This window comes from Pseudobdellovibrionaceae bacterium (genome assembly GCA_015163855.1).
In the GTDB taxonomy this organism is placed as follows: Bacteria; Bdellovibrionota; Bdellovibrionia; order Bdellovibrionales; family UBA1609; genus JAAOIH01.
Genome location: JAAOIK010000010.1, coordinates 35919 through 55353, shown reverse-complemented (window position 1 = coordinate 55353; position 19435 = coordinate 35919). Strand labels below are relative to the sequence as shown.

Annotated in this window: 15 protein-coding genes and 1 other RNA gene; 9 read left to right on the top strand and 7 right to left on the bottom strand. The window is 35.9% G+C overall.

The window, feature by feature from the left end:
* Window positions 1-5: 5 nt before the first annotated feature.
* From HAW63_01575 to ssrS, 3 genes are all read right to left on the bottom strand, one after another.
* Window positions 6-3209, bottom strand: coding sequence for a penicillin-binding protein 1A (locus HAW63_01575; protein ID MBE8162661.1), 3204 nt, complete (start codon window positions 3207-3209; stop codon window positions 6-8).
* 92 nt (window positions 3210-3301) lie between these two features.
* Entirely contained in the window at window positions 3302-4801 is a 1500-nt protein-coding gene (locus tag HAW63_01570; protein ID MBE8162660.1) for a hypothetical protein, read from the bottom strand.
* 18 nt (window positions 4802-4819) lie between these two features.
* A non-coding RNA gene (gene ssrS / locus HAW63_01565) (6S RNA) lies at window positions 4820-4978 on the bottom strand.
* A 191-nt stretch (window positions 4979-5169) separates the two neighbouring features.
* Here ssrS and xseA point away from each other — a divergent pair.
* From xseA to HAW63_01550, 3 genes are read left to right on the top strand one after another with little or no spacing between them, the layout of a single operon-like run.
* Window positions 5170-6516 (top strand): exodeoxyribonuclease VII large subunit, encoded by a 1347-nt coding sequence (gene xseA, locus HAW63_01560; GenBank protein MBE8162659.1) that lies wholly within the window; start codon window positions 5170-5172, stop codon window positions 6514-6516.
* Between the two features lie 14 nt (window positions 6517-6530).
* Window positions 6531-6740: an exodeoxyribonuclease VII small subunit gene (locus tag HAW63_01555; GenBank protein ID MBE8162658.1), complete on the top strand. Its 210-nt coding sequence runs from the start codon at window positions 6531-6533 to the stop codon at window positions 6738-6740.
* 34 nt (window positions 6741-6774) lie between these two features.
* Window positions 6775-7722, top strand: a complete 948-nt coding sequence (locus HAW63_01550) for a polyprenyl synthetase family protein (protein ID MBE8162657.1) — start codon at window positions 6775-6777, stop codon at window positions 7720-7722.
* Here the strand turns inward: HAW63_01550 and HAW63_01545 are convergent.
* Both HAW63_01545 and HAW63_01540 read right to left on the bottom strand, forming a co-directional pair.
* A complete protein-coding gene (locus HAW63_01545) occupies window positions 7681-8691 on the bottom strand; it encodes an arginase (protein MBE8162656.1) in 1011 nt (336 codons plus the stop codon). The two genes, HAW63_01550 and HAW63_01545, sit on opposite strands and share 42 nt — an antisense overlap.
* A gap of 48 nt (window positions 8692-8739) precedes the next feature.
* The gene (locus HAW63_01540; GenBank protein ID MBE8162655.1) at window positions 8740-9333 is read right to left on the bottom strand and encodes a DedA family protein; all 594 of its coding nucleotides are present in this window, start codon (window positions 9331-9333) and stop codon (window positions 8740-8742) included.
* A 154-nt stretch (window positions 9334-9487) separates the two neighbouring features.
* Here HAW63_01540 and HAW63_01535 point away from each other — a divergent pair, with 154 nt between their 5' ends.
* The 5 genes from HAW63_01535 to HAW63_01515 all read left to right on the top strand — a co-directional run bounded on the left by HAW63_01535 (window position 9488) and on the right by HAW63_01515 (window position 16039).
* Complete coding sequence (locus HAW63_01535; GenBank protein ID MBE8162654.1) at window positions 9488-11098, top strand: peptide ABC transporter substrate-binding protein; 1611 nt, start codon at window positions 9488-9490, stop codon at window positions 11096-11098.
* An 18-nt stretch (window positions 11099-11116) separates the two neighbouring features.
* A complete protein-coding gene (locus HAW63_01530) occupies window positions 11117-12154 on the top strand; it encodes an ABC transporter permease subunit (protein MBE8162653.1) in 1038 nt (345 codons plus the stop codon).
* A gap of 24 nt (window positions 12155-12178) precedes the next feature.
* Window positions 12179-13204: an ABC transporter permease subunit gene (locus HAW63_01525; protein ID MBE8162652.1), complete on the top strand. Its 1026-nt coding sequence runs from the start codon at window positions 12179-12181 to the stop codon at window positions 13202-13204.
* 68 nt (window positions 13205-13272) lie between these two features.
* The gene (gene glpK, locus HAW63_01520) at window positions 13273-14772 is read left to right on the top strand and encodes a glycerol kinase GlpK (GenBank protein ID MBE8162651.1); all 1500 of its coding nucleotides are present in this window, start codon (window positions 13273-13275) and stop codon (window positions 14770-14772) included.
* Complete coding sequence (locus HAW63_01515; GenBank protein ID MBE8162650.1) at window positions 14747-16039, top strand: aminopeptidase P family protein; 1293 nt, start codon at window positions 14747-14749, stop codon at window positions 16037-16039. Before glpK ends, HAW63_01515 begins: the two co-directional genes overlap by 26 nt.
* Before the next feature lie 16 nt (window positions 16040-16055).
* Here HAW63_01515 and HAW63_01510 read toward each other — a convergent pair whose 3' ends face one another.
* The gene (locus HAW63_01510; protein MBE8162649.1) at window positions 16056-17033 is read right to left on the bottom strand and encodes an alpha/beta fold hydrolase; all 978 of its coding nucleotides are present in this window, start codon (window positions 17031-17033) and stop codon (window positions 16056-16058) included.
* Window positions 17034-17036: 3 nt separating this feature from the next.
* Entirely contained in the window at window positions 17037-17777 is a 741-nt protein-coding gene (locus HAW63_01505; GenBank protein MBE8162648.1) for a haloacid dehalogenase-like hydrolase, read from the bottom strand.
* Between the two features lie 28 nt (window positions 17778-17805).
* On the opposite strand from HAW63_01505, the gene HAW63_01500 reads away from it, so the two are divergent.
* Window positions 17806-19422, top strand: coding sequence for an FAD-dependent oxidoreductase (locus HAW63_01500; GenBank protein ID MBE8162647.1), 1617 nt, complete (start codon window positions 17806-17808; stop codon window positions 19420-19422).
* Window positions 19423-19435 lie beyond the last annotated feature (13 nt).

Sequence of the window (19435 nt, the reverse complement as noted above, 5' to 3'; positions counted from 1 at the left end):
GTGCTTTATTCTGATAACTCTTCTTTAAAAAAGTCACTATCTTCCGAGCTAGGTTCTTCATTTTCTAAAGCAGAAGGTGATTTTTTTTCTGTGCCATCTTGTTCTGTGGGGTTTTCGTTAACTTTCCAATTATCGCCAATGGATTTGGGCTCTGTCCCTTCTAAAAAAGCTTGTTGTACTACTTCTTTAGATTGTGTAGTGGCTAACTTTCCAGTTTTGTTATCAATGTTTATAAATATAATTCCTTCGGGGACAGAAAAATTTTCTACTGGCAAATTTTCGTGAACACTCATCATATAACCTATCCAAATGGGTAAAGCGGCGCGGCCACCCACTTCCCCTCGGCCCAAAGTTTTTTCGTTATCAAAACCAACCCATACGCCAGTGGCAATTTGATTAGTAAACCCTGTAAACCAGGCATCATAATATGAGTTAGTGCTTCCCGTTTTTCCTGCGGTGGGACGATTTAATATTTGTGCTCTACGGCCGGTACCATGAGGGTCTGACACCACACCTTTTAGTAAGCTTAATGCAAGGTAGGCGGTGGTTGGTTTTAAAAGTTGGTTGGGGTCTTTAAAATATAAAGGGGGTTCTTTTTCTAAGTTAGCGCGAAAGCTTTGTCCGTCAGGAGTTTCTAAGCTTACCCAAGCCTGTGGTTTTTGGGGAGCTTTTTGAGCGTCTGTATTTTTTAAAGAGGTGTTAGTTTGATTTTTTTGATAATTTTCGTAAATGATTTTGTCTTTTTGGTATTGTAAATAAGCCAATCGTAAGGACTCTTGTTTTTGTTCAAAGTGGCTAGTGTATCGTTTTAAAGTGTCGGTTATCCGTATATTTTGAGCCAGAATTTCACCTTGTTTGGATAAAACTTTATGAATTAAAATAGGTCGAATGCGTTTTCCTAATCGACCAATATGAGAAAAACTGCGAGTCATTTCGTATAAAGTAATGGCACTGGAACCTAGGGCTAAGGTAAAGTCAGAATTTAAAGGGCTAAAAATCCCTAAGCGCCTAGCGTATTTTTCTACCCACTTAACCCCAAGTTTTTCAATCAATCGAACGCTAGGAACATTCATCGAGCGTATTAAAGCGTTGCGATATAAAATATCTCCAATAAATTTTTTAGAATGATTTTTTGGTTTCCAAACCTCTGCTTCTTTTTCTTCTAATTCTTCAGGCAAGTCTTTTGTTTCGGTAGCAGATAAAGCATTTTCTTTAGTGTTAATTTTTTTTGTAGCATTAGTATTTTGGCCCTCTAAATTTTCTTCAGTGGCATCGGTGGCTTCTTTAAAAATTAAAGCTGCGTCTAAAAGAGAGCTGTTGGGGCGATAGCCTTTGTCAAAGCCTGACAAGTACACTAAAGGTTTAAAGGCCGACCCTGTTTGCCGCTTAGCTTGTATTGAGCGATTAAACTTAGAAGTTTTAAAATTTTTTCCACCAACCAAAGCAATAAGTTCTTCTGTTTTTTGATCAAAAGAAAGTAAGGCCGCTTGAACTAGAGTTTTTTGTTCTAAAGTCACTTTTATAAAACGACTGGTTAATTGTTTTAAGTTTATGTTTTTGTGATTGTAGGGGTGTAAGGAAATTAAACTTTCTGTTTCTTCAAGAGGCTTTTTGAACACACTTTCTTTTTTTGTAGAAGTGTTAAAAAATACTAAAGGTTTATTTTGGTCTGAATAATAATTATCATTATATTTACGAATTTTTTTATTTAAATCAGAAGAAGAAAATACAGAGGCTGCAATCTTTACTAAAATAACATCACCCACTTTTAAAGCTTGGGAGGGTTTTTTTATTTCTTGTAAGGTATAAAATGTTTTAGGATCGGGAACTCTTGCCCACTTCATAGATTCGATATCTATAATGCCTTGGGCTTCGGCCACCCAAACTTTCACCAAACCCCACTGGTCATCAATGTCGGTAACTACGGCTTGTAGCACATCTTCGGGCTCTAAATAAGAAGGTAGGGGAGGTGTTGTGGAAGTTAAATTTTCAATGGTTTGTAAGTTTAATTCTGCTAAGGGTTTAAACTCACCGCTAGGAAGTAGTATTTTTTTTTCTGTTTTTTTATAAATAATATCAGTGCGCTGTTGATCTAAAAATTCTTTTATTTTTGCAAATTCTTGTAAGTTGCTTAAGCTACCTCTAAAACCTTGTCGTTTATCTAAAGCTTTTAAAGCTTTTTGTATTTCTTTTTGTGCGCTTTGCTGGGCTTTTAAATCTAAGCCTGTATAAATACTTACTCCTTGTTCTAGCAAGGCTTTTTCCCCAATGTTTTTTACTAAAACTTGCCGTAGTTGCTCCACATAATAAGGGGCAAGGTTTGTACTTTTTAAAGCATAAATGCTAATTTCTTCATTGATGGCTTTTTCTTGCTGTTCTTCGGTTATAAAACCCTCTTTTAACATTCGCGATAAAACATAAGTTTGTCGATTTTTTGCTTTTTTAGGGTGGCGGTAGGGGGAATAGGCACTGGGAGCTTTGGGTAACCCTGCTAAAATCGCAGCCTCTGCAATAGAAATGTCGCTTATATCTTTGTGAAAATAAGTGCGAGCCGCCACTTTTATTCCATAAGCTCCTTGGCCAAAGTAAATTTGATTTAAATATAAATATAAAATATTTTCTTTGGTTAAGGAAGACTCCATTCGTTTTGCTAAAATGGCTTCTTTAAATTTACGAATATAAGTTTTTTCTCTGGTTAAAAGCAAGCTTCTTGCCACTTGTTGTGTAATGGTAGAGGCTCCCTGCACTTTTTTACCTGCACGAATGTTGGCAAAAAGCGCTCGAAAGATGGCTTTATAATTAATACCAGAGTGTTGAAAAAACTGCGCATCTTCGGCTGCAATCACGGCCTGAATCATATGTTCGGGTATGTCTTCAAAGGGGACAACCACTCTTTTTTGTTTAAAAAAATGAGCCACAAGATTATTTTTACGATCCAAAACCTGTGACATTTCTAAAGGTTTATAGTCTTCAAGGCCTATCATTTGTGGCAAGGTTAAGTAGGCTTGCAGGAAAACATAAAACAGCACAAGCACAGTAAATAAACTAAGGCCAATAGCGGTTACCCATCGTTGTTTGCGGCTAGTATTTTTAACAAAGTAAAATAACCATTTAAAAAAAGGCGGCAAGTTATCTGGGGTAAGTTTTTGTCTTACTAACAGATATTTTTCTTTAATTAAGGAGGTGGTTTTTTCTGAAGATTGTGACATCTTCAGAATGTAGTTAAGCTAGGTTAGAAAGACAAGGCTGTAGGTGGGTTTTAGAGGGTGTAACGCGATGTGGCGACATTGGTTAGGGGACGCTACCTACGCGCCTCACCGGCTTGGCTAGCAGCAGAGGCACAGTCGATTGTGCCCTCCTCATTAAACTCGGTAAGGGTTTCTGCCGCTGTGGTGTAGGTTTCAATAGCCTTAATTTTTTTATAATCCCTTTTCTTTTTGCTACTTATAAGTGCTGCTTGTTTGGCAAGGTCAGAATGTTCAAGTTCGCCTAATTCATCGATGGTTGTATTTAGTAAGCCTTGCTTGTTTTTAATTTTTTCATCAAAGTTTTGAATTTTTCTTTCAAACTCTTTAGCTTTTAAGCCCACTTGCTCTGATAAAGCGGCCATAACTTTAGTATTTGCCTCTATTAACTCACCCCTTTCGATATGCTCTTCGTGGTCAATTTTTGCTTGGCTAGCCGAAGCTTCTTTCATTTTTTTAATTTCTGCCTCTTGGGCTTTTCTTAAGGCTTTTTTCTTGGTTAAAAATCTTTTGTGTTCAAAAGCTAATCGTTTTTGTTTGCTAGGGGCGTTAAGGCACTGGGCTTGTTTTTTTTGTCTGTACCGGCGGTCTCTCGTTTTTTGGCTAGTCTTTGCTCTTTTTAACAAAGTGGAAAAAGAGACATGGTTAGTGCCATTAAGCACTCTTTCTACTCGGTCTTCTCTGTACTTTTTTAAAGCCAGTGTGGACTGCTTGTAACACTGCTCTTCTCTTTTAAGGGCTACATCATTTTCTTCGACTAGTAGTTCTTGTATTGCTAAATCTATACCTTGAACAGTTTTACGATTTTGTTCTACGCTCTCTAACAGTTTAGTTATTTTGTCTTTGGTTGTTTTCTCTAAGTTTTTTATACTCTTTAAGTATTTTCGATCGTTTTTGGCGCCGTCTTCTTTTAGCTGAAAGATTTCGTCATCTCTGTTGCTCATAGCCACATTTTTTTTAGTTTTTAGCTCTTCAATAGAGTCTTTTATTTTTTCTATTTTCTTTCTTTTTTCGCTCACCTCGTCTTTGTTGCTCTCTTTTTCTTTTTGGTATTGGTGATCTATGTAAGCCTCAGCCAAAGGGCAGTATTTAGAAATTCCATTTTTGTGTATTTTTGCCTCAAGCTCTGTAATCTCTGTTTTATTTTCAGAGTTATCTGGCTCCTCTTCTGCTTGTAATTCGTCAAGGTTCTTTTTCCATTTTTGCAAGTCTTCAATTTCGCTTTTCTCTTTACCTTTAAACAGGCTTTCAATTTCACCGTCGTTTAAGGAGAAATTTTTTATAGCCTCACATTTTTTTATTTGTTCTTCGCATTCTTTAGCGTCACTTTTCTTTTGACCAATGCTTTTGCCATACAACCTACATACCGTTCTGAACTTTTTTGCTCTAGTTTCTTGCCGCTCTTCGCAGGACTTTTTAACAAGCGCTTCTGCGTCTGAGGTGCTGTTTAATACTAATTTAATAGAATCGTCACCTATACCCCGAGCAGCCACAAACTCAGTAACCACAAACACACTTAAAAAACAAAGTATCCATTTTTTATTGAAACCTTTCATAGCAACTCCTAAGAATAAAAAATACCTTCTGTGGTTTTCTTAAAGCCTTTGCTTTAAGTGGGCGACCATATGATAGTTTTAGGTTTCTTAGACATAGCTAAGCATAACACACCACCACCAGGGACAGTCCCCTGAATTAATATTATAGGCTTTAAAATTACGCCACAGAAGGTTATTAATCCTAACAATACAATCGGAAAAAAAACAGAGAACCTTAAACTAAAGCCCTGTTTTGTTTCACATTGAAACAAAAATAAGCCACTCAACAAAAGCGGTCTTTAGCCCTGCCGTAGGGTCCAAAAAAAGCAGAAAATAATTTTATCTAAATTCTCGTGCCTTTTTTTTAAAAATTTGCTATCACCAAGGCTATGAGCCAGTTAAGTTTTGAAGATGCCCAAAGCGCCGAAGACACAGAAAACCTTAAAAGCGATAAAGATACTAAAAACGCTCAAAGCGGTAAAGATGCAGAAAACCAAACGAATTCTGCACAAAAGCCAACTGCCTTTTCTGTATCTAGCCTTAACGCTTATATTCGTTCTTTATTAGAGGGTGACTTGCCCAACCTTTATATTAAGGGCGAAATCTCTAACTTTGTAGCTCACTCCTCGGGGCATTATTATTTTAGTTTAAAAGATAGTAAGTCACAAATTAGAGTGGTGATGTTTCGTGGTTATAATTCTAAATTAAAGTTTAAGCCCAAAGACGGAATGGAAGTTTTAGTAAAAGCAAAATTAAGCGTGTACGAACCACGCGGCACCTACCAATTATTTTGCGAGCATATGGAACCGCAAGGTTTAGGTGCTTTGCAACTAGCCTTTGAACAACTAAAAAACCAATTGCGATCAGAGGGTTTGTTTTTACAAGAAAATAAAAAGCCCTTACCCCCGTACCCTCAGCATGTGGTTTTAATTACCTCTCCCACAGGAGCAGCGCTTCAAGATATGTTAAATGTTTTACAGCGAAGAGCGCGCAATATAAAAGTCACCCTAATCCCCGCGTTAGTTCAAGGCGAAAAAGCCCCTGCGTCTTTGCTTAAGGCTTTTAAACAAATAACATTTTTAAAAAATGTCGATGTGATTATTATGGGAAGGGGAGGCGGTTCGCTAGAAGATTTATGGGCTTTTAACGACGAAGCTTTAGCTCGAGCTGTTTTTGCCTCGTCCATACCGGTAATTTCTGCCGTGGGGCACGAAATAGATTTTAGTATTTTAGATTTTGTGTCCGACTTGCGAGCTCCCACTCCTTCGGCGGCTGCCGAGCTGGTGGTAAAAAATAGCTTAGAGCTATTAGAAAAAATTAATTTTTTAAAGCTACAGTTAATTAAAAGTTTTCAATCCACACTACAAAGAAAAAAAGAAAAACTATTACAATTAGAGGCAAAAGTAATTAACCCGCAAACCGCTTTGCAGCAGGCCAGCCTAAGGTGTGATGAGCTTCGCCATCGTTTAGATTTATTAATAAAAAACACACTGCAAAAGCAAAAGCAAAAAATAAATACTTTTAATGCTGTTTTAGATTCCTTAAGCCCATTAAAAGTAGTATCTAGGGGTTATAGTTTGCTAACAGATGAACAGGGAAGTTTGGTAAAAAAAACCTCTCAAGTAAAAAAAGGAGACTTGTTACTAGCGCAATTAAGTGATGCACACCTACAAGTGGAAGTAAAAAAAATAATAAAAACAAACGAAAAAAAACAAGTAAATAAAACAAGCAAATAAAAAGGGAGAGTGACATGAGTTTTGAAAAAAAATTAGAAGACTTAGAAAAAGTAGTTTCTAAAATGGAAGAAGGTAAATTATCTTTAGAAGACTCTTTAAAACAATTTGAAAAAGGGGTTAAGCTTTCTAGAGAATGCCAAGACCAACTAAGCAAGGCAGAAATAAAGGTGCAAAAATTAGTAGCAGTTAATGAGCAAGGGCAAGCAAAAATAGAAGACCTGTAAAAACGCAACCACTTACTTTTATAATTATCCAATAATGACAATGCTTAACTTTCCCAACAAAGAAGATTTATTTTTTATCGAAGAGTTTAATCACTTTGCTTTTCAATATATAGAAACCACATTTAGTCAAAAAACTGCTCCACAGGCACGACTAAAAGAGGCTGTTGCTTACACTTTGCTTGCTAAAACTAAACGCTTTCGCCCTTTATTAAGTATTTATGTGGCCAAAGCTTTGGGTTTAAATTACAAAAGCGTTTTGCCGTGGGCTTTGTCTGTAGAAATGATTCACAATTTTTCTTTAATTCACGACGATTTGCCTTGCATGGATAATGATGACCTAAGAAGAGGTAAGCCAAGTAATCATAAAGTTTTTGGCGAAGCCTTGGCTTTGTTGTCGGGCAATAGCCTTTTGGTAGAAGCCTTTTCGGTGTTGACCAAATATTTTTCTAGTGCAGGGGCACAAGGTTTAGAGATGCGGGGCTTAAAGCCCTTCGACTTAAAATCACCAACAATAAAATCTTCAAATTTGTGTGTGTCGTTAATTACAGAAATTATCAATGCCACAGGTTCTAGCGCAATGATGTTAGGGCAAGTGGGGGATTTAGTTTTAGATAAAAAAATACCCAATGATAAAAAAGACAACAGCTTTCCGTCCATGCCTCGAAAAACCTGTAACGAATTAAAAACAGGAGCCTTAATTAAGGCCTCGGTATGCGGAGTAGTTAGTATTTATAAAAAGGCAAAAGAGGGCGAAGAAAAAATAGAAAGCCAAGCAGAACAAAAGTTATTGAATTTTTCTATGTATTTAGGAAGAGCGTTTCAATGGGCAGATGATTTAGTAGATAAACAGGGCGACAAAGCCTTTGTTAAAAAACAGCTAAAAGAGGATAGTGAAAAAGCCTTGCAATGTTTGCAGGGTTTGTCGGGCGACACACAGTATTTACAGCATTTGATTATGGCAAACCAAACACATTTTCAATAATAATCTAGCCCCCACATTTGCATCCCATTGGGAAGTGGAGCTTCCGCAACTGACTTCGCACAAATCAAAGCCCACCACTTTTTTGTTGTGTTTAGAAAGTGTAGCTAGTAAAAACACAAATTGGTTGTAACTTAATCCTCCGGGGACGGGAGTTCCTGTGTTTGGGCAAAGGCTGGGCTGAAGCCCGTCTACATCTAAAGAAATATAAACATTTTCGCCAAGTTCAGAAATAATTGCTTCGCATTGTTTGGCCCAAGAAGTTCCTTGAAAGCTAGCGGTTTTTAAATCTTCGTCAAAAAATATTTTAATATTTTCTTTTTTTTGAAAATAATCGTATTCTTGTTGGCAAAAATCACGAACGCCCACCGAGCATAGTTTTTCAGGGTTAGTACTTAGCTCCATAACATTATACATAATAGAGGCGTGCGAGTGGGCAAAGCCTTGGTAGTTTTTTCGTAAATCGGCATGGGCATCAATATGCAAAATGCTTAAATTTTTATAGATTTTTAAACAGGCTTTAATAGCTCCAAAAGATACCGAATGATCTCCTCCCAATAGGGCTGGAATTTTTTTGTCTTCTAAGGTTTTAAGGGTGTTGTTGTAAATTGTATTATTCAACTTTTCTGATTCGGAGTTAATTTTTTTTTGTAGTGTAGACAATGAACTGTCTATTGGATTGTCGCCATGTGCCCCGCAAGCTTGCATAATTTTTTGCGCGTCTTTTTGCAAGCTACGACTTAATGTTAAAATCTCGGGGTCGATTTTATGCATATAAACAAAGGGCTTGGGCTCATTTTTTTTAGCAAAATTAAAAAAATCCAATTGCGAGCTGGCTTGAACAATATTCTTGGGGCCTAAGGAGCTTCCCCCTCCATAAGAGGAGGTTACCTCCCACGGAGCCGCCTGCACCACCACCAAAGCGGTTTTGTAAGAGCTAGGTTGTGCAAAAAGGTTTTCTCCAGTGATCATAGTTTTTTATTAAAGACTTTTTGTAAAAAAAAGCAAGAAGCTTGTGCCTTACAGATACTTCCAAAGAAAAAAAACAAGAAGTAGTATAGCGCCTATGCCCAAACTAATGGCATTAAAGTATTTTTCTAAAAATACACCAGCCCTTTTGCCATAAAAGTGCATAAAAATGCCCTGAGGAACAAAACGGCATATGCGACCTACAATGCAAGCGAATAAATAAGGAACAAAGGGAGCTTTAATAGCTCCCGCGGTTAAGGTAAAGACTTTAAAGGGAATGGGAGTAAAAGAGGCTAAAAATAAAGCCAAAAAGCTATGGCTGTGAAATTGTTTAGTAATAATTTGTACTTTTTCTGGGCTAAAAAGATAAGTATAAACCCAGCCCTCTATGTACTGCCAACCCCACAAGCCCAATGCATAGGCTATGATAGCGCCCGTAACGGTGCCTGCAACAACTATCCAAGAATAGGCCCAAGCTTTTTTGGGTTTTAGTACACCCATTCCTATTAAAAGAGGATCAATGGGAAAGGGGAAGATAATGGCCTCTAATATGGATAAAAAAAATAAAATTTCTTTATTGTACTTGTTGCTTAAGTATTTTTTAAATTTTTGATAGTACCAATTTGTTTTATTTAAAGAAGACACAGGCTTGATTTTGCCTATTTTTTAAAGACTTTGCAAACAGTGATTTAGTGTAAGGCGGTATGGCTTGATATTTATGGTTCAAAGTGTAATCTTCTGTTGGTGGGAAGGAAATATTGAGAAGAAAAATAAATAGATAAATGTAAAAGGAAAAGTTATGAAATTACTATTATTACTCGCGCTGGCAAGTGTGATAAGCTGTAACTCTAAATCTACCAATAAAAACAGCGTAACTAAGAAGGAAAAAACCTTTTACATCGCTTTTTCTGCCGAACCCACTACCCTTAACCCTTTTTCTAGTTCTGATACATATTCTAGCCAGGTGCAGGTTTATGTTTTCGATACTTTGTTAGTTCGCAATATTAATAATTATAAATTAAAACCAGGCCTGGCAGAGCGTTATGAAGTTGGGCCAAAAGAAAAGTACTACACTTTTTATTTACGAAAAGGGGTACAGTTTCATGACGGAAAACCCTTAACAGCAGAAGATGTAAAATTTAGCTTTGATGCTATTATGGATGACGCATTTAAGGCGGCCCATCAAAGACCTTATTACGAAAATATAAAATCGGTAAAGGTAATTTCTCCGCTAGTAGTTAGGTTTTATATTAAAAAGCGCTATTTTCAAAATTTAAGCATTATTGCAGGTATGCAAATTGTTTCTAAGCATTTTTACAAAGATCCAAAAAAGAAACTGAATAAAGTGATTTTAGGAAGTGGCCCCTATATTTTAGGAAAGTACGACAAAGGGCGCTCTATTACATTAAAGAAAAATAAAAAGTGGTGGGGACATAAAACAAAATACTTATCGAAAGCTTATAAATTTGATCGCATTTTTATTCGAATTATTCGAGATGAAAATTTACGATTTGAATCTTTAAAAAAAGAAAAAATTGACTTTGTGGGCTTAACTGCAGACCAGTTTGTAAAAAAAACCAAAGGTAAACCTTGGGGAACTAAAGTATTTGCAAAAAAAGTGGCTAATAAATCAGGCAAGGGTTTTGGTTTTGTTGGGTGGAATTTACAAAAGCCAATGTTTAAAAATAAAAAAGTAAGACAAGCTTTAACGCATTTAATGAATCGAGACTTAATGAACAAAAAATTTAAACACGGCATGAGTACTTTGGCCACAGGCCCATGGTACATACAAAGTGATTACGCTTCGCCTCGCGTAAAGCCGTTAGAGTTTTCTTCTAAAAAAGCAGCAAAGTTATTAAAGTCCGCAGGCTGGAAAGATTCTAACAAAGATGGAATTTTAGAAAAAAATATTAATGGAAAATTAACGCCGTTTCGATTTACTTTATTGTTTGCAAGCGCAGCTTCTGAAAAATATTTAACTATATATAAAGAAGACTTAAAAAAAGAAGGGATTGATGTTGTTTTAAAACAAGTGGAGTGGAATTCTTTTGTAAAAGCTTTAGATGAAAAAAAATTCGAAGCCGTTATGTTAGGCTGGTCGGGCAGTATTGAAATAGACCCTAAACAAATATGGCACTCTTCTAGCAGTAAAAATGGTGGCTCTAACTTTATCAGCTATAGCAATAAACAAGTGGATAATCTTATTGAAAAAGGGCGATTAATTTCTGACAGAAAAAAACGCATACGCATTTTTAGAAAAGTTTTTGAGCTAATTGCTAACGATGCCCCTTATGTTTTTTTGTTTAATGATAAATACACTCTATATGGGCATACTGGTCGTATGGATATGAAAAAACCCACTTATAAATATAGTATAGGTACAGATTTTTGGAAAGCAAAAGCAGAGTAAAAAAAAACTTTTTAATTTATGTTTAAATATATTCTTAAGCGCCTTTTAATGATGATCCCTACTTTTATAGGAATCACCTTGGTTTCTTTTTTTATTATTAACGCAGCCCCAGGTGGCCCCGTAGAACAAAGGTTAAAAGAAATTCGTTTTGGAAATACTTCTTCGGGAGGAGAAGCTTCGGCCACCTCCACAAGTAATTCTAATTATGGAGTGTCTGACGAGGTTATTGCGGCTTTAAAAAAACAATATGGTTTTGATAAGCCCGTTCATATTCGTTATTTTATTTGGTTAAAAAATATTCTTACCTTAGATTTTGGAGAAAGTTTTTCTTATGAAGAGCCTGTTATTGATGTAATTATTAGCAAGCTTCCTGTGTCTGTGCAATTTGGAGTAATCTCTTTAATATTAACTTATTTAATTAGTATCCCCCTGGGTATTCGTATGGCAGTAAAAGAAGGCACGGCTTTTGATTTTGCGGCTTCGGGAAGTTTGTTTGTGTTGTATTCTATCCCTTCTGTTATGCTAGGAATTTTGCTTTTAATTTTTTTTGCAGGAGGTTCGTTTTTAGATTGGTTTCCTTTGGGAGGCTTGTACTCTGACCAATATTATAACTTATCGTTTTGGGGAAAAGTACAAGATCGCATTCATCATTTTATTTTACCTTTAATTTGTTACATGATTGGTGGCTTTACGGTTTTATCTTTACTAATGAAAAACTCTTTACTAGGGGAGTTAAAAAAAGATTATGTTAGAACCGCTAGAGCTAAAGGTTTAGACGAACGCAAGGTCATTTATAAACACGCTTTAAGAAATGCATTAATCCCTGTAGTAACGGGTATTGGTGGTTTTATTGGTGTTTTTTTTGCAGGCTCTTTAATTATCGAACAAATATTTAACTTAGATGGAATTGGCCTTTTGGGTTTTAAATCCACCTTAGATAGAGACTATAATGTTATTATGGCGTTATTATTTATTACGAGTTGTGTAACGCTAGTGGGTCGATTAATCAGTGATATTATTTATGTCATAGTAGACCCTCGTATGAACTTTAAATAAAATGTAATTTATCAAAGGACCAGTGTGTTAGAAAAATGGATTAAAAACGAACAGTCATTAAAGCGCTTGCGGCGATTTTTTGCCTCGAAGCGTTCTGTTTTTGGTTTGGCGCTGGTAGCGTTAATGATGTTTATTAGTGTTACCGCAGAGTTTTGGGTAAACAATAAACCCATAGCGTTGATATATAAGGGCAGTGTTTATTTTCCGGTAGTAAAAACCTATCACCCCTCAACCTTTAATCAAAACAAAGCCTTTGTTATGGATTATAGAAAGTTACAAAAACAAAATCCTGATACCAAAATGATTTGGCCACTAATTAAGTGGAACCCTTTTGAAACGGATAAAGCGTTAAAGGGCTATCCCGCATCACCCAGCTCTTCGCATTGGATGGGCTCTGATGATAGGGGTCGAGATGTGCTTGCGCGATTAGTTTATGGCCTTCGTTATAGTTTGGGGTTTGCTTTGTTGGTGTGGGTGACTAGCTACATAGTTGGTGTTTTTTTAGGTGCACTTATGGGTTTTTTTGGAAGTTGGGTGGATTTAATTGGGCAAAGGTTTGTAGAAATTATAGAATCCTTACCAGGGTTATTTTTATTAATTATTATGGTGTCTATTTTTGGAGCAAGCTTTCCTTTGTTAGTAGGATTTTTTGTATTTTTTGGTTGGATGGGCATTTCTATTTACATGAGAGCCGAGTTTTTAAAATTACGAAACCGCGAATTTGTAGAAAGTTCTCGCGCTATGGGGGGAGGTACTTTTCGCTTAATGTTTACCCATATTTTGCCCAATGCTTTAGTGCCAATTATTACTTTTTCCCCTTTTGTTATTGCAGGAAGTATTGCGGGACTTGCTACTTTAGATTATTTGGGTTTTGGATTACCAGCCCCCACTCCTAGTTGGGGCGAACTTTTACGCCAAGGAAAAGAGCAATTTACCGTAGCTTGGTGGTTAGCCATTTACCCTTCTTTGGCCATGTTTATTTCTATCATGGCTTTTAATTTTATTGGCGAGGGCGTAAGAGACGCCTTTGATTCTAAAAAAGTCATTTAGGGACAGGGTCTCTCTTCAAATACTTTTATAGGTTGTAAAAACTGCTATACCCAGTTTAAAATGTTTGTATGAGTGTGCAAAAATATATTTTAGCTATTGACCAAGGTACAACAGGAACTACTGTGGCCTTAGTTAATCATAAAGGCAGTATTGTTGCGCAAGCCAATAAAGAATTTTTACAAATTTTTCCTAAACCCGGCTGGGTAGAGCATAGGCCCGAAGAGATTTGGCTAAGTGTTGTTTGGGGAGTAAAGCAAGTTTTAAAAAAGTCAGGCGTTTTAGCAAGTAATATTGTGTCCATTGGCATTACTAACCAAAGAGAAACGGTGGTGGCCTTTGATGGGAAAACTGGAAAGTCGTTAAGCAATGCCATTGTTTGGCAATGTCGAAGAACAGAAAAATTTTGCAAGCAGCTAAAAAAGAAAAATTTAGAATCACTAATTTATAAAAAAACAGGCCTTCCTATAGACCCGTATTTTTCGGCCTCTAAAATGCACTGGCTTTTAAAAAACTCCTCTAAAATAAAAAATAATAAACATTTAAAAATAGGCACAATAGATGCTTTTTTAATTTACAAATTAACTGGTGGTGCAAGTTTTAAAACCGATGTGTCCAACGCCTCAAGAACACAGTTAATGAACATTGATACTTTAAAGTGGGATAAAGAGTTATTAAAAGTATTTAAAGTTTCCAAAAAAACTTTACCACAAATCATCGAAAGCACAGGTTTGTTTGGGGTCACGAAGGGTTTAAAAATATTACCTAAAGGTATTCCGATTACGGGAGTGGCAGGCGATCAACAGGCTGCCCTTTTTGGACAAGGTGCTTTTTTAAAAGGCGAAGCAAAATGCACTTACGGCACAGGAAGTTTTATTTTATTAAATACAGGAAATAAAAAAGTTCGCTCTAAAAATAAATTACTAACCACTGTGGCTTGGCAGTTTAAGGGTGAAAAAAAAGCCGTGTACGCCTTAGAGGGAGGGGCCTTTATTTGTGGAGCCAGTGTTCAGTGGTTAAAAGACAAATTACAATTTTTTAATAGTAGCGAAAAAATAGAAGCTTTGGCCAAAAAAGCAAAAAGCGCTGATGGCGTGGTTTTTATTCCAGCCTTTAATGGTTTAAGTGCTCCATATTGGCAGCCCAATGTAAGGGGAATGTTTTTAGGTTTAACCAGAGGAACTAGCCAAGGCAATATGGCTTACGCCTGTCTAGAAGCTTTGGCCCTACAAAATGTGGATATATTAAAAGCCATGGAAGAAGACTTGGGTTTATCGTTAAAGTTTTTACAAGTAGATGGAGGGGCTAGTAAAAATAATTTACTACTACAAATGCAAAGCAATTATTTAAATAAAAAAATTATTCGTTTAAAAAATGTAGAAAGCACTATTAAGGGAGCAGCCTTTTTATCAGGCCTAGGCTCGGGTTACTGGAACAATTTGTCAGAAATTAAAAAGTTTTGTAAACCAGACAAGGTATTTGTAAACAAAATGACCAGTTCTGCAAGAAAGGCCACTTTAGGCCGTTGGAAAAAGGCGATTAAGTGTGCTAGAATTTACCATGGAAATTAAAAATCGATTAAAAAAAACTAAGCAATTAATGGAAGAAAATTCTTGCTTAGTTGTGGGCTCTGCTAAAAATCATATTCGCAATAAAGATGTTGCACACCCCTTTAGACAAGATAGTTGTTTTTATTACTTAACGCAATTTGAAGAAGAGCATTCTATTTTTGTGTTTAGACCTGGCCAAGTTCCAGAAAGCGTTTTATTTTTACAGAAAAAAAACCCTGTTAAAGAACTTTGGGAGGGGGAGCTTTACGGAATACAAAAAGCCAAACAAGAAGGTTTAGCCGAAGAAGTTTACGATATAGAAGATTTTTTTAAAATAATGCCTTCTTTGTTAAGTACCTCTAAAAAAATGTATTATAGTTTTGGAAAAAATACAGAGATAGATGAAAAAATAAAAACCCTTCGCGGAAAAATTGGTCATACAAAAAAGGGGCAAGCGGTTCAAGACCTTTTGGATGCAAGAATTTTATTTAACCAATTGCGTGCTGTAAAATCAGAAACAGAAATTAGTTATTTACAAAAAGCGGCCGACATTAGCGCCTTTGGCCATATTGCCATTATGAAAGCCTGTAAGCCAGAAATAAATGAGCGAGAGCTATATGGTGTTTTTTTAAACACAATTATGAAGCATGGTTCTGACCGAGAAGCTTATGGGGCAATTGTTGCTGGTGGAAGCAATGCCACTTGTTTGCATTATACTTTAAACAATAGTGTTTGCAAAAATGGAGAGCTATTAACTGTGGACGCGGGGGCAGAGTATAACTATTACGCAGGTGATGTTACTCGAGTAATGCCTATTAATGGAAAGTTTAGCAACATTCAAAAAGAGGTTTATGGCGAACTTTTAAAAATTCAAAAAGAATTAATTAGCTTTGCAAAAATTAATAAATCTTTAAAAGAGATGCAAGATTACTCGGTGGATAAATTAATCGACTTAATGAAAAACTTGAAATTACTTAAACAAGAAAAATCAGAAATCACAGAAAAACAATTATACAAAAAATATTATCCTCATGGAGTTAGCCATTGGTTAGGAAGTGATGTTCACGATGACGGCCCCGAAGCTTTACACAAGTTTCAAAAAAATATGTGCATCACTGTGGAGCCGGGAATATATATTCCGCTTAATGACGAATCAGCCCCTAAAGAATTAAGAGGCATGGGCTTAAGAATTGAAGACGATGTGGTTATTACCGAGGGAAAAGCTTTAGTGTTAAGTGCTAAAGCCCCTAAAGAAATAGCAGAGATTGAAGCTTTAATGCAAAAATAAATTTTTAAACCAAGGTTTAAGAATTCAACTTTAATATATTTAATAGCGTTTGGTTAAAATGCAAAGCTTGTTGAAAGTGAGTATTATGGCTAGCATTCTTAATTTCTTGCAAGTTAACAGAAGAAATTATTTTTTTTAAATTTAAGCCAATAGCTTTATACTTAGTGTCCGTGTCACCATAAATATAAAAAACAGGGCAGTGCAGTTTTTTTAAAACATCTAAATAAGAATTTACAGTGCTAGAGCTATAAGCCTGCAAGGCTTCGTGCAAATGCTTAACATTTTGTTGCATGCGCGTTTTTAATAATAAAGAAAAATTTTTATTTTGATCTAAGCCTTTAAATAAATTTAAATTATACCAATTTAATAAAAAAGATTTAAAATTTTTGTGCAACAAATCGTCTTTGCTTTCGCTACCGATTTTTTCTTCTTTTTTAAAGTTATCTGTTAAACTTAATAAAGGTTTTAGCAAAAAGCAGTCTTCCTTCTTTTTTAAGTTTTGCGCCTCTTTGTTTTCCCAATGCGTAAAGCTAGATTCTAAAATTAAAGTTTCTGTACGAGGGTTTAAGTTTGCAAGTTCCGTGGCCAATCGTCCTCCCATAGAATAACCTAGGTAGTGACAATCTAAAGCCTCTTCTTTTTTTTGAATTTCTAAAACTTGCTGGGCTAATTTGGACAAGGAGTTATTAGAGCTATTAACGAGGTTTTGAATTTTGCTAAAATCGCCTGTGGAAATATTATTTTTTAAAGAATTAGACACTTCTTGAGTATGCCCCGGAAGTAAAATAGAAATAATTTTTAAAGGCCCTGACAATTGTGCTAGTAAAAAGTTAACTAAAGGGTTCCAGTCTAAGGTTGAGCCCATAAACCCGTGTAGTAAAACTAAATTTTTTGTTTTATCTGCAAAAGAGTTAGCAGAGCTTTCAGAGTTAGAAAAATTAGCAGAGCTTTCATAGACTTGGTAGTAAATATCTTTACCTCGCACCAAAACCACCCATCACCCCAACCAAAACCACCCCTTAGCCTTTGCAATAGAAAGCAATTTTGCTTCCGATTCAAGATTTTCTTCAGTAGTATCCTCCAAAGTCGCTTTCGAAATCGCCAAAGAAACGGCGCTAGCATTTTCTAGTAAAGCCAAATCGCCCATGCTATTTCCCGAAGCCAACAAAGGTTTAACTCCGTTAGTGTGTTTTAATAACTCCACTAACTTTTGATCTCCCCAAGTGATTTCTCCAGATTGAATGTCGGTAATAATTCCGTCATGAACTTCTGTTTTTACTCCAATGCATTGTTCGGGCGGAATATTTAAAAGTGCAGCAGCCACCTCCACAACCCATTTTACAGAAGCGGTAACTATAAAAACTTTTACTTTTTTTTCTTGTAAATAATTAATTAATTCTACTTGTTCGGGAATAAAGGGTATGGGTGCAATGCTTGCCACATAGTCTTTAACCCATTGTTGTAGCGTTGCAAGAGGAACGCCTTTATTAAGTTGGGCTAGCCACAAAAGCGCTTTGTGGCGGGTTTCTAAGTTTTCATATTCCTCTTGATGCTTTGCTTTAGCACCTTCGGTTAAAGTGGGTAGTAAATTTTGCTGAACTTGGTAGTGAAAAAAGCCAAAGCCCACATCAACAGACCAAACCGTTCCGTCGGCATCAAAAACGGCAACAGGGTCTTGTGCTTTGGTTAAGGCAGTGTCTATTTTTTTTTTAATATCTGATAAATTAAATTGAGGCATTTTATAAAATCCTTTAAGGTTTATATATATGTCCTTTACTTTAAAAATACAAACCTTAGAAAAAAAATATAAGCTAAATTTGGAAAGCTTTAATTTTGCCCGCCGACAGCTAAATAGAGAGCTATTGACCACAGAAGAGTTTGATATTGTGGTGGTTGGGGGAGGGATTGTTGGCACAGCCTTTGTTAATCAGGCCAGCCACGCAGGTTTAAAGGTGGCCCTTTTAGAGGCTTCACACTTTGGGTCAGGCACCAGCTCTAGAACTAGTAAATTAATTCATGGAGGTTTGCGTTACTTAGAGCAATGGGATTTTAAGTTGGTTTTTGAATCTTTAAAAGAGCGAAGTTGGTTACTAAAGCATAATGGACATTTGGTAAAAAAGTTGCCGTTTGTTTTTCCAATATATAAAGGCGATCGAATTCCTAAGTGGAAAATGTCTTTGGGGTTTTGGTTGTATGATTGTTTGTCTTTGTTTAAGGGAGGAAAACATACTTTTTTAAATACAAAAGCAATTTTAAAAAAATACCCGCACTTAAAAGCAGAAAATCTACAAGGTGCGTTTTTATATACAGATGCACAAATGAATGATGTAGCAGTAACTCGGGCTAATTTATTAAGCTCCCATAAGCAGGGAGCCGTTTTAAGTAATTATTCTGAGGTAATAAAAATCGAAACTGTAGCCAGTGCAGAACAGACCACCAAAACTAACGCAGAACAACCCACCAACGCTAACGCAGAACAGTCCACCAAAACTAACGCGTCAAAAAACCCTTCTCAAGCAGTAAATAAAATACAAGTGTATGATAAATTGCTAAATCAAAACTTTTCCATCACGGCCAAGCATGTACTTTTAAGCCTAGGCCCTTGGACAGACATTGTAGGAAAAAAATTATTTTCTAACTGGAAGCCTTTTTTAAGTTTAAGCCAAGGCTCTCATGTGTATATAAAAAAAGAGCGGCTTTTTTGTGAAGAAGCCATAGTTATAAACTCCAACAAAGACGGGCGCATTATTTTTGTAATTCCCAGCGGAGAATATACTTTAGTGGGAACAACAGAGACGCCTTTTTACAAAGACCCTAGTTTGGCAAAAACAGAAGAAGAAGATATTCAATATTTGTTAAGCGAAGTTAATGCCTTTTTTCCTAATAAAAATTTACAAAAAAAAGATTGCGTGTCTTATTTTTCGGGAGTTCGCCCCCTGGTTGCAACTACCAATAAATCCAATGGAGTTAAAAGTCGAGAACATTGGATTGGTTTAGTTGCACAGCATGTAAGCATGGTTGTTGGAGGCAAGTTTACCACTCATAGAAAAATGTCAAAAGACATTATAAATCATATTTACAAAGCCAATAAAAGCATAAAAAAAACCTCTCAAAAAAAGCTAGACACTTTACCTAATCTTGAGTCACCCAAGGATGTAATTAGTGCAGCCGCGGATGCTATAGAAAAAGGAATGTGTTTTTATCTGTCCGATTTTTTTCAATACCACACGACCTTAGATATGCGACAAAAATTAACAACAAAGGTGTTGTGCAAAGTGGAAGCCTTGTTTGCTCATAAATACTTTTGGACTAGCGAAGAATTAGAAAAACAAAAACAGTCTTTAGCAAAATACTTTAAAGACTGTGGAATAAAATTACATTAAGGGCTTACTTGCA

Excerpts from the sequence above, each read along its gene's own strand:
- HAW63_01575 (MBE8162661.1), bottom strand. The coding sequence starts at position 3,209 with ATGTCACAATCTTCAGAAAAAACCACCTCCTTAATTAAAGAAAAATAT.
- HAW63_01570 (MBE8162660.1), bottom strand. The coding sequence starts at position 4,801 with ATGAAAGGTTTCAATAAAAAATGGATACTTTGTTTTTTAAGTGTGTTT.
- xseA (MBE8162659.1), top strand. The coding sequence starts at position 5,170 with ATGAGCCAGTTAAGTTTTGAAGATGCCCAAAGCGCCGAAGACACAGAA.
- HAW63_01555 (MBE8162658.1), top strand. The coding sequence starts at position 6,531 with ATGAGTTTTGAAAAAAAATTAGAAGACTTAGAAAAAGTAGTTTCTAAA.
- HAW63_01550 (MBE8162657.1), top strand. The coding sequence starts at position 6,775 with ATGACAATGCTTAACTTTCCCAACAAAGAAGATTTATTTTTTATCGAA.
- HAW63_01545 (MBE8162656.1), bottom strand. The coding sequence starts at position 8,691 with ATGATCACTGGAGAAAACCTTTTTGCACAACCTAGCTCTTACAAAACC.
- HAW63_01535 (MBE8162654.1), top strand. The coding sequence starts at position 9,488 with ATGAAATTACTATTATTACTCGCGCTGGCAAGTGTGATAAGCTGTAAC.
- HAW63_01530 (MBE8162653.1), top strand. The coding sequence starts at position 11,117 with ATGTTTAAATATATTCTTAAGCGCCTTTTAATGATGATCCCTACTTTT.
- glpK (MBE8162651.1), top strand. The coding sequence starts at position 13,273 with ATGAGTGTGCAAAAATATATTTTAGCTATTGACCAAGGTACAACAGGA.
- HAW63_01505 (MBE8162648.1), bottom strand. The coding sequence starts at position 17,777 with ATGCCTCAATTTAATTTATCAGATATTAAAAAAAAAATAGACACTGCC.
- HAW63_01500 (MBE8162647.1), top strand. The coding sequence starts at position 17,806 with ATGTCCTTTACTTTAAAAATACAAACCTTAGAAAAAAAATATAAGCTA.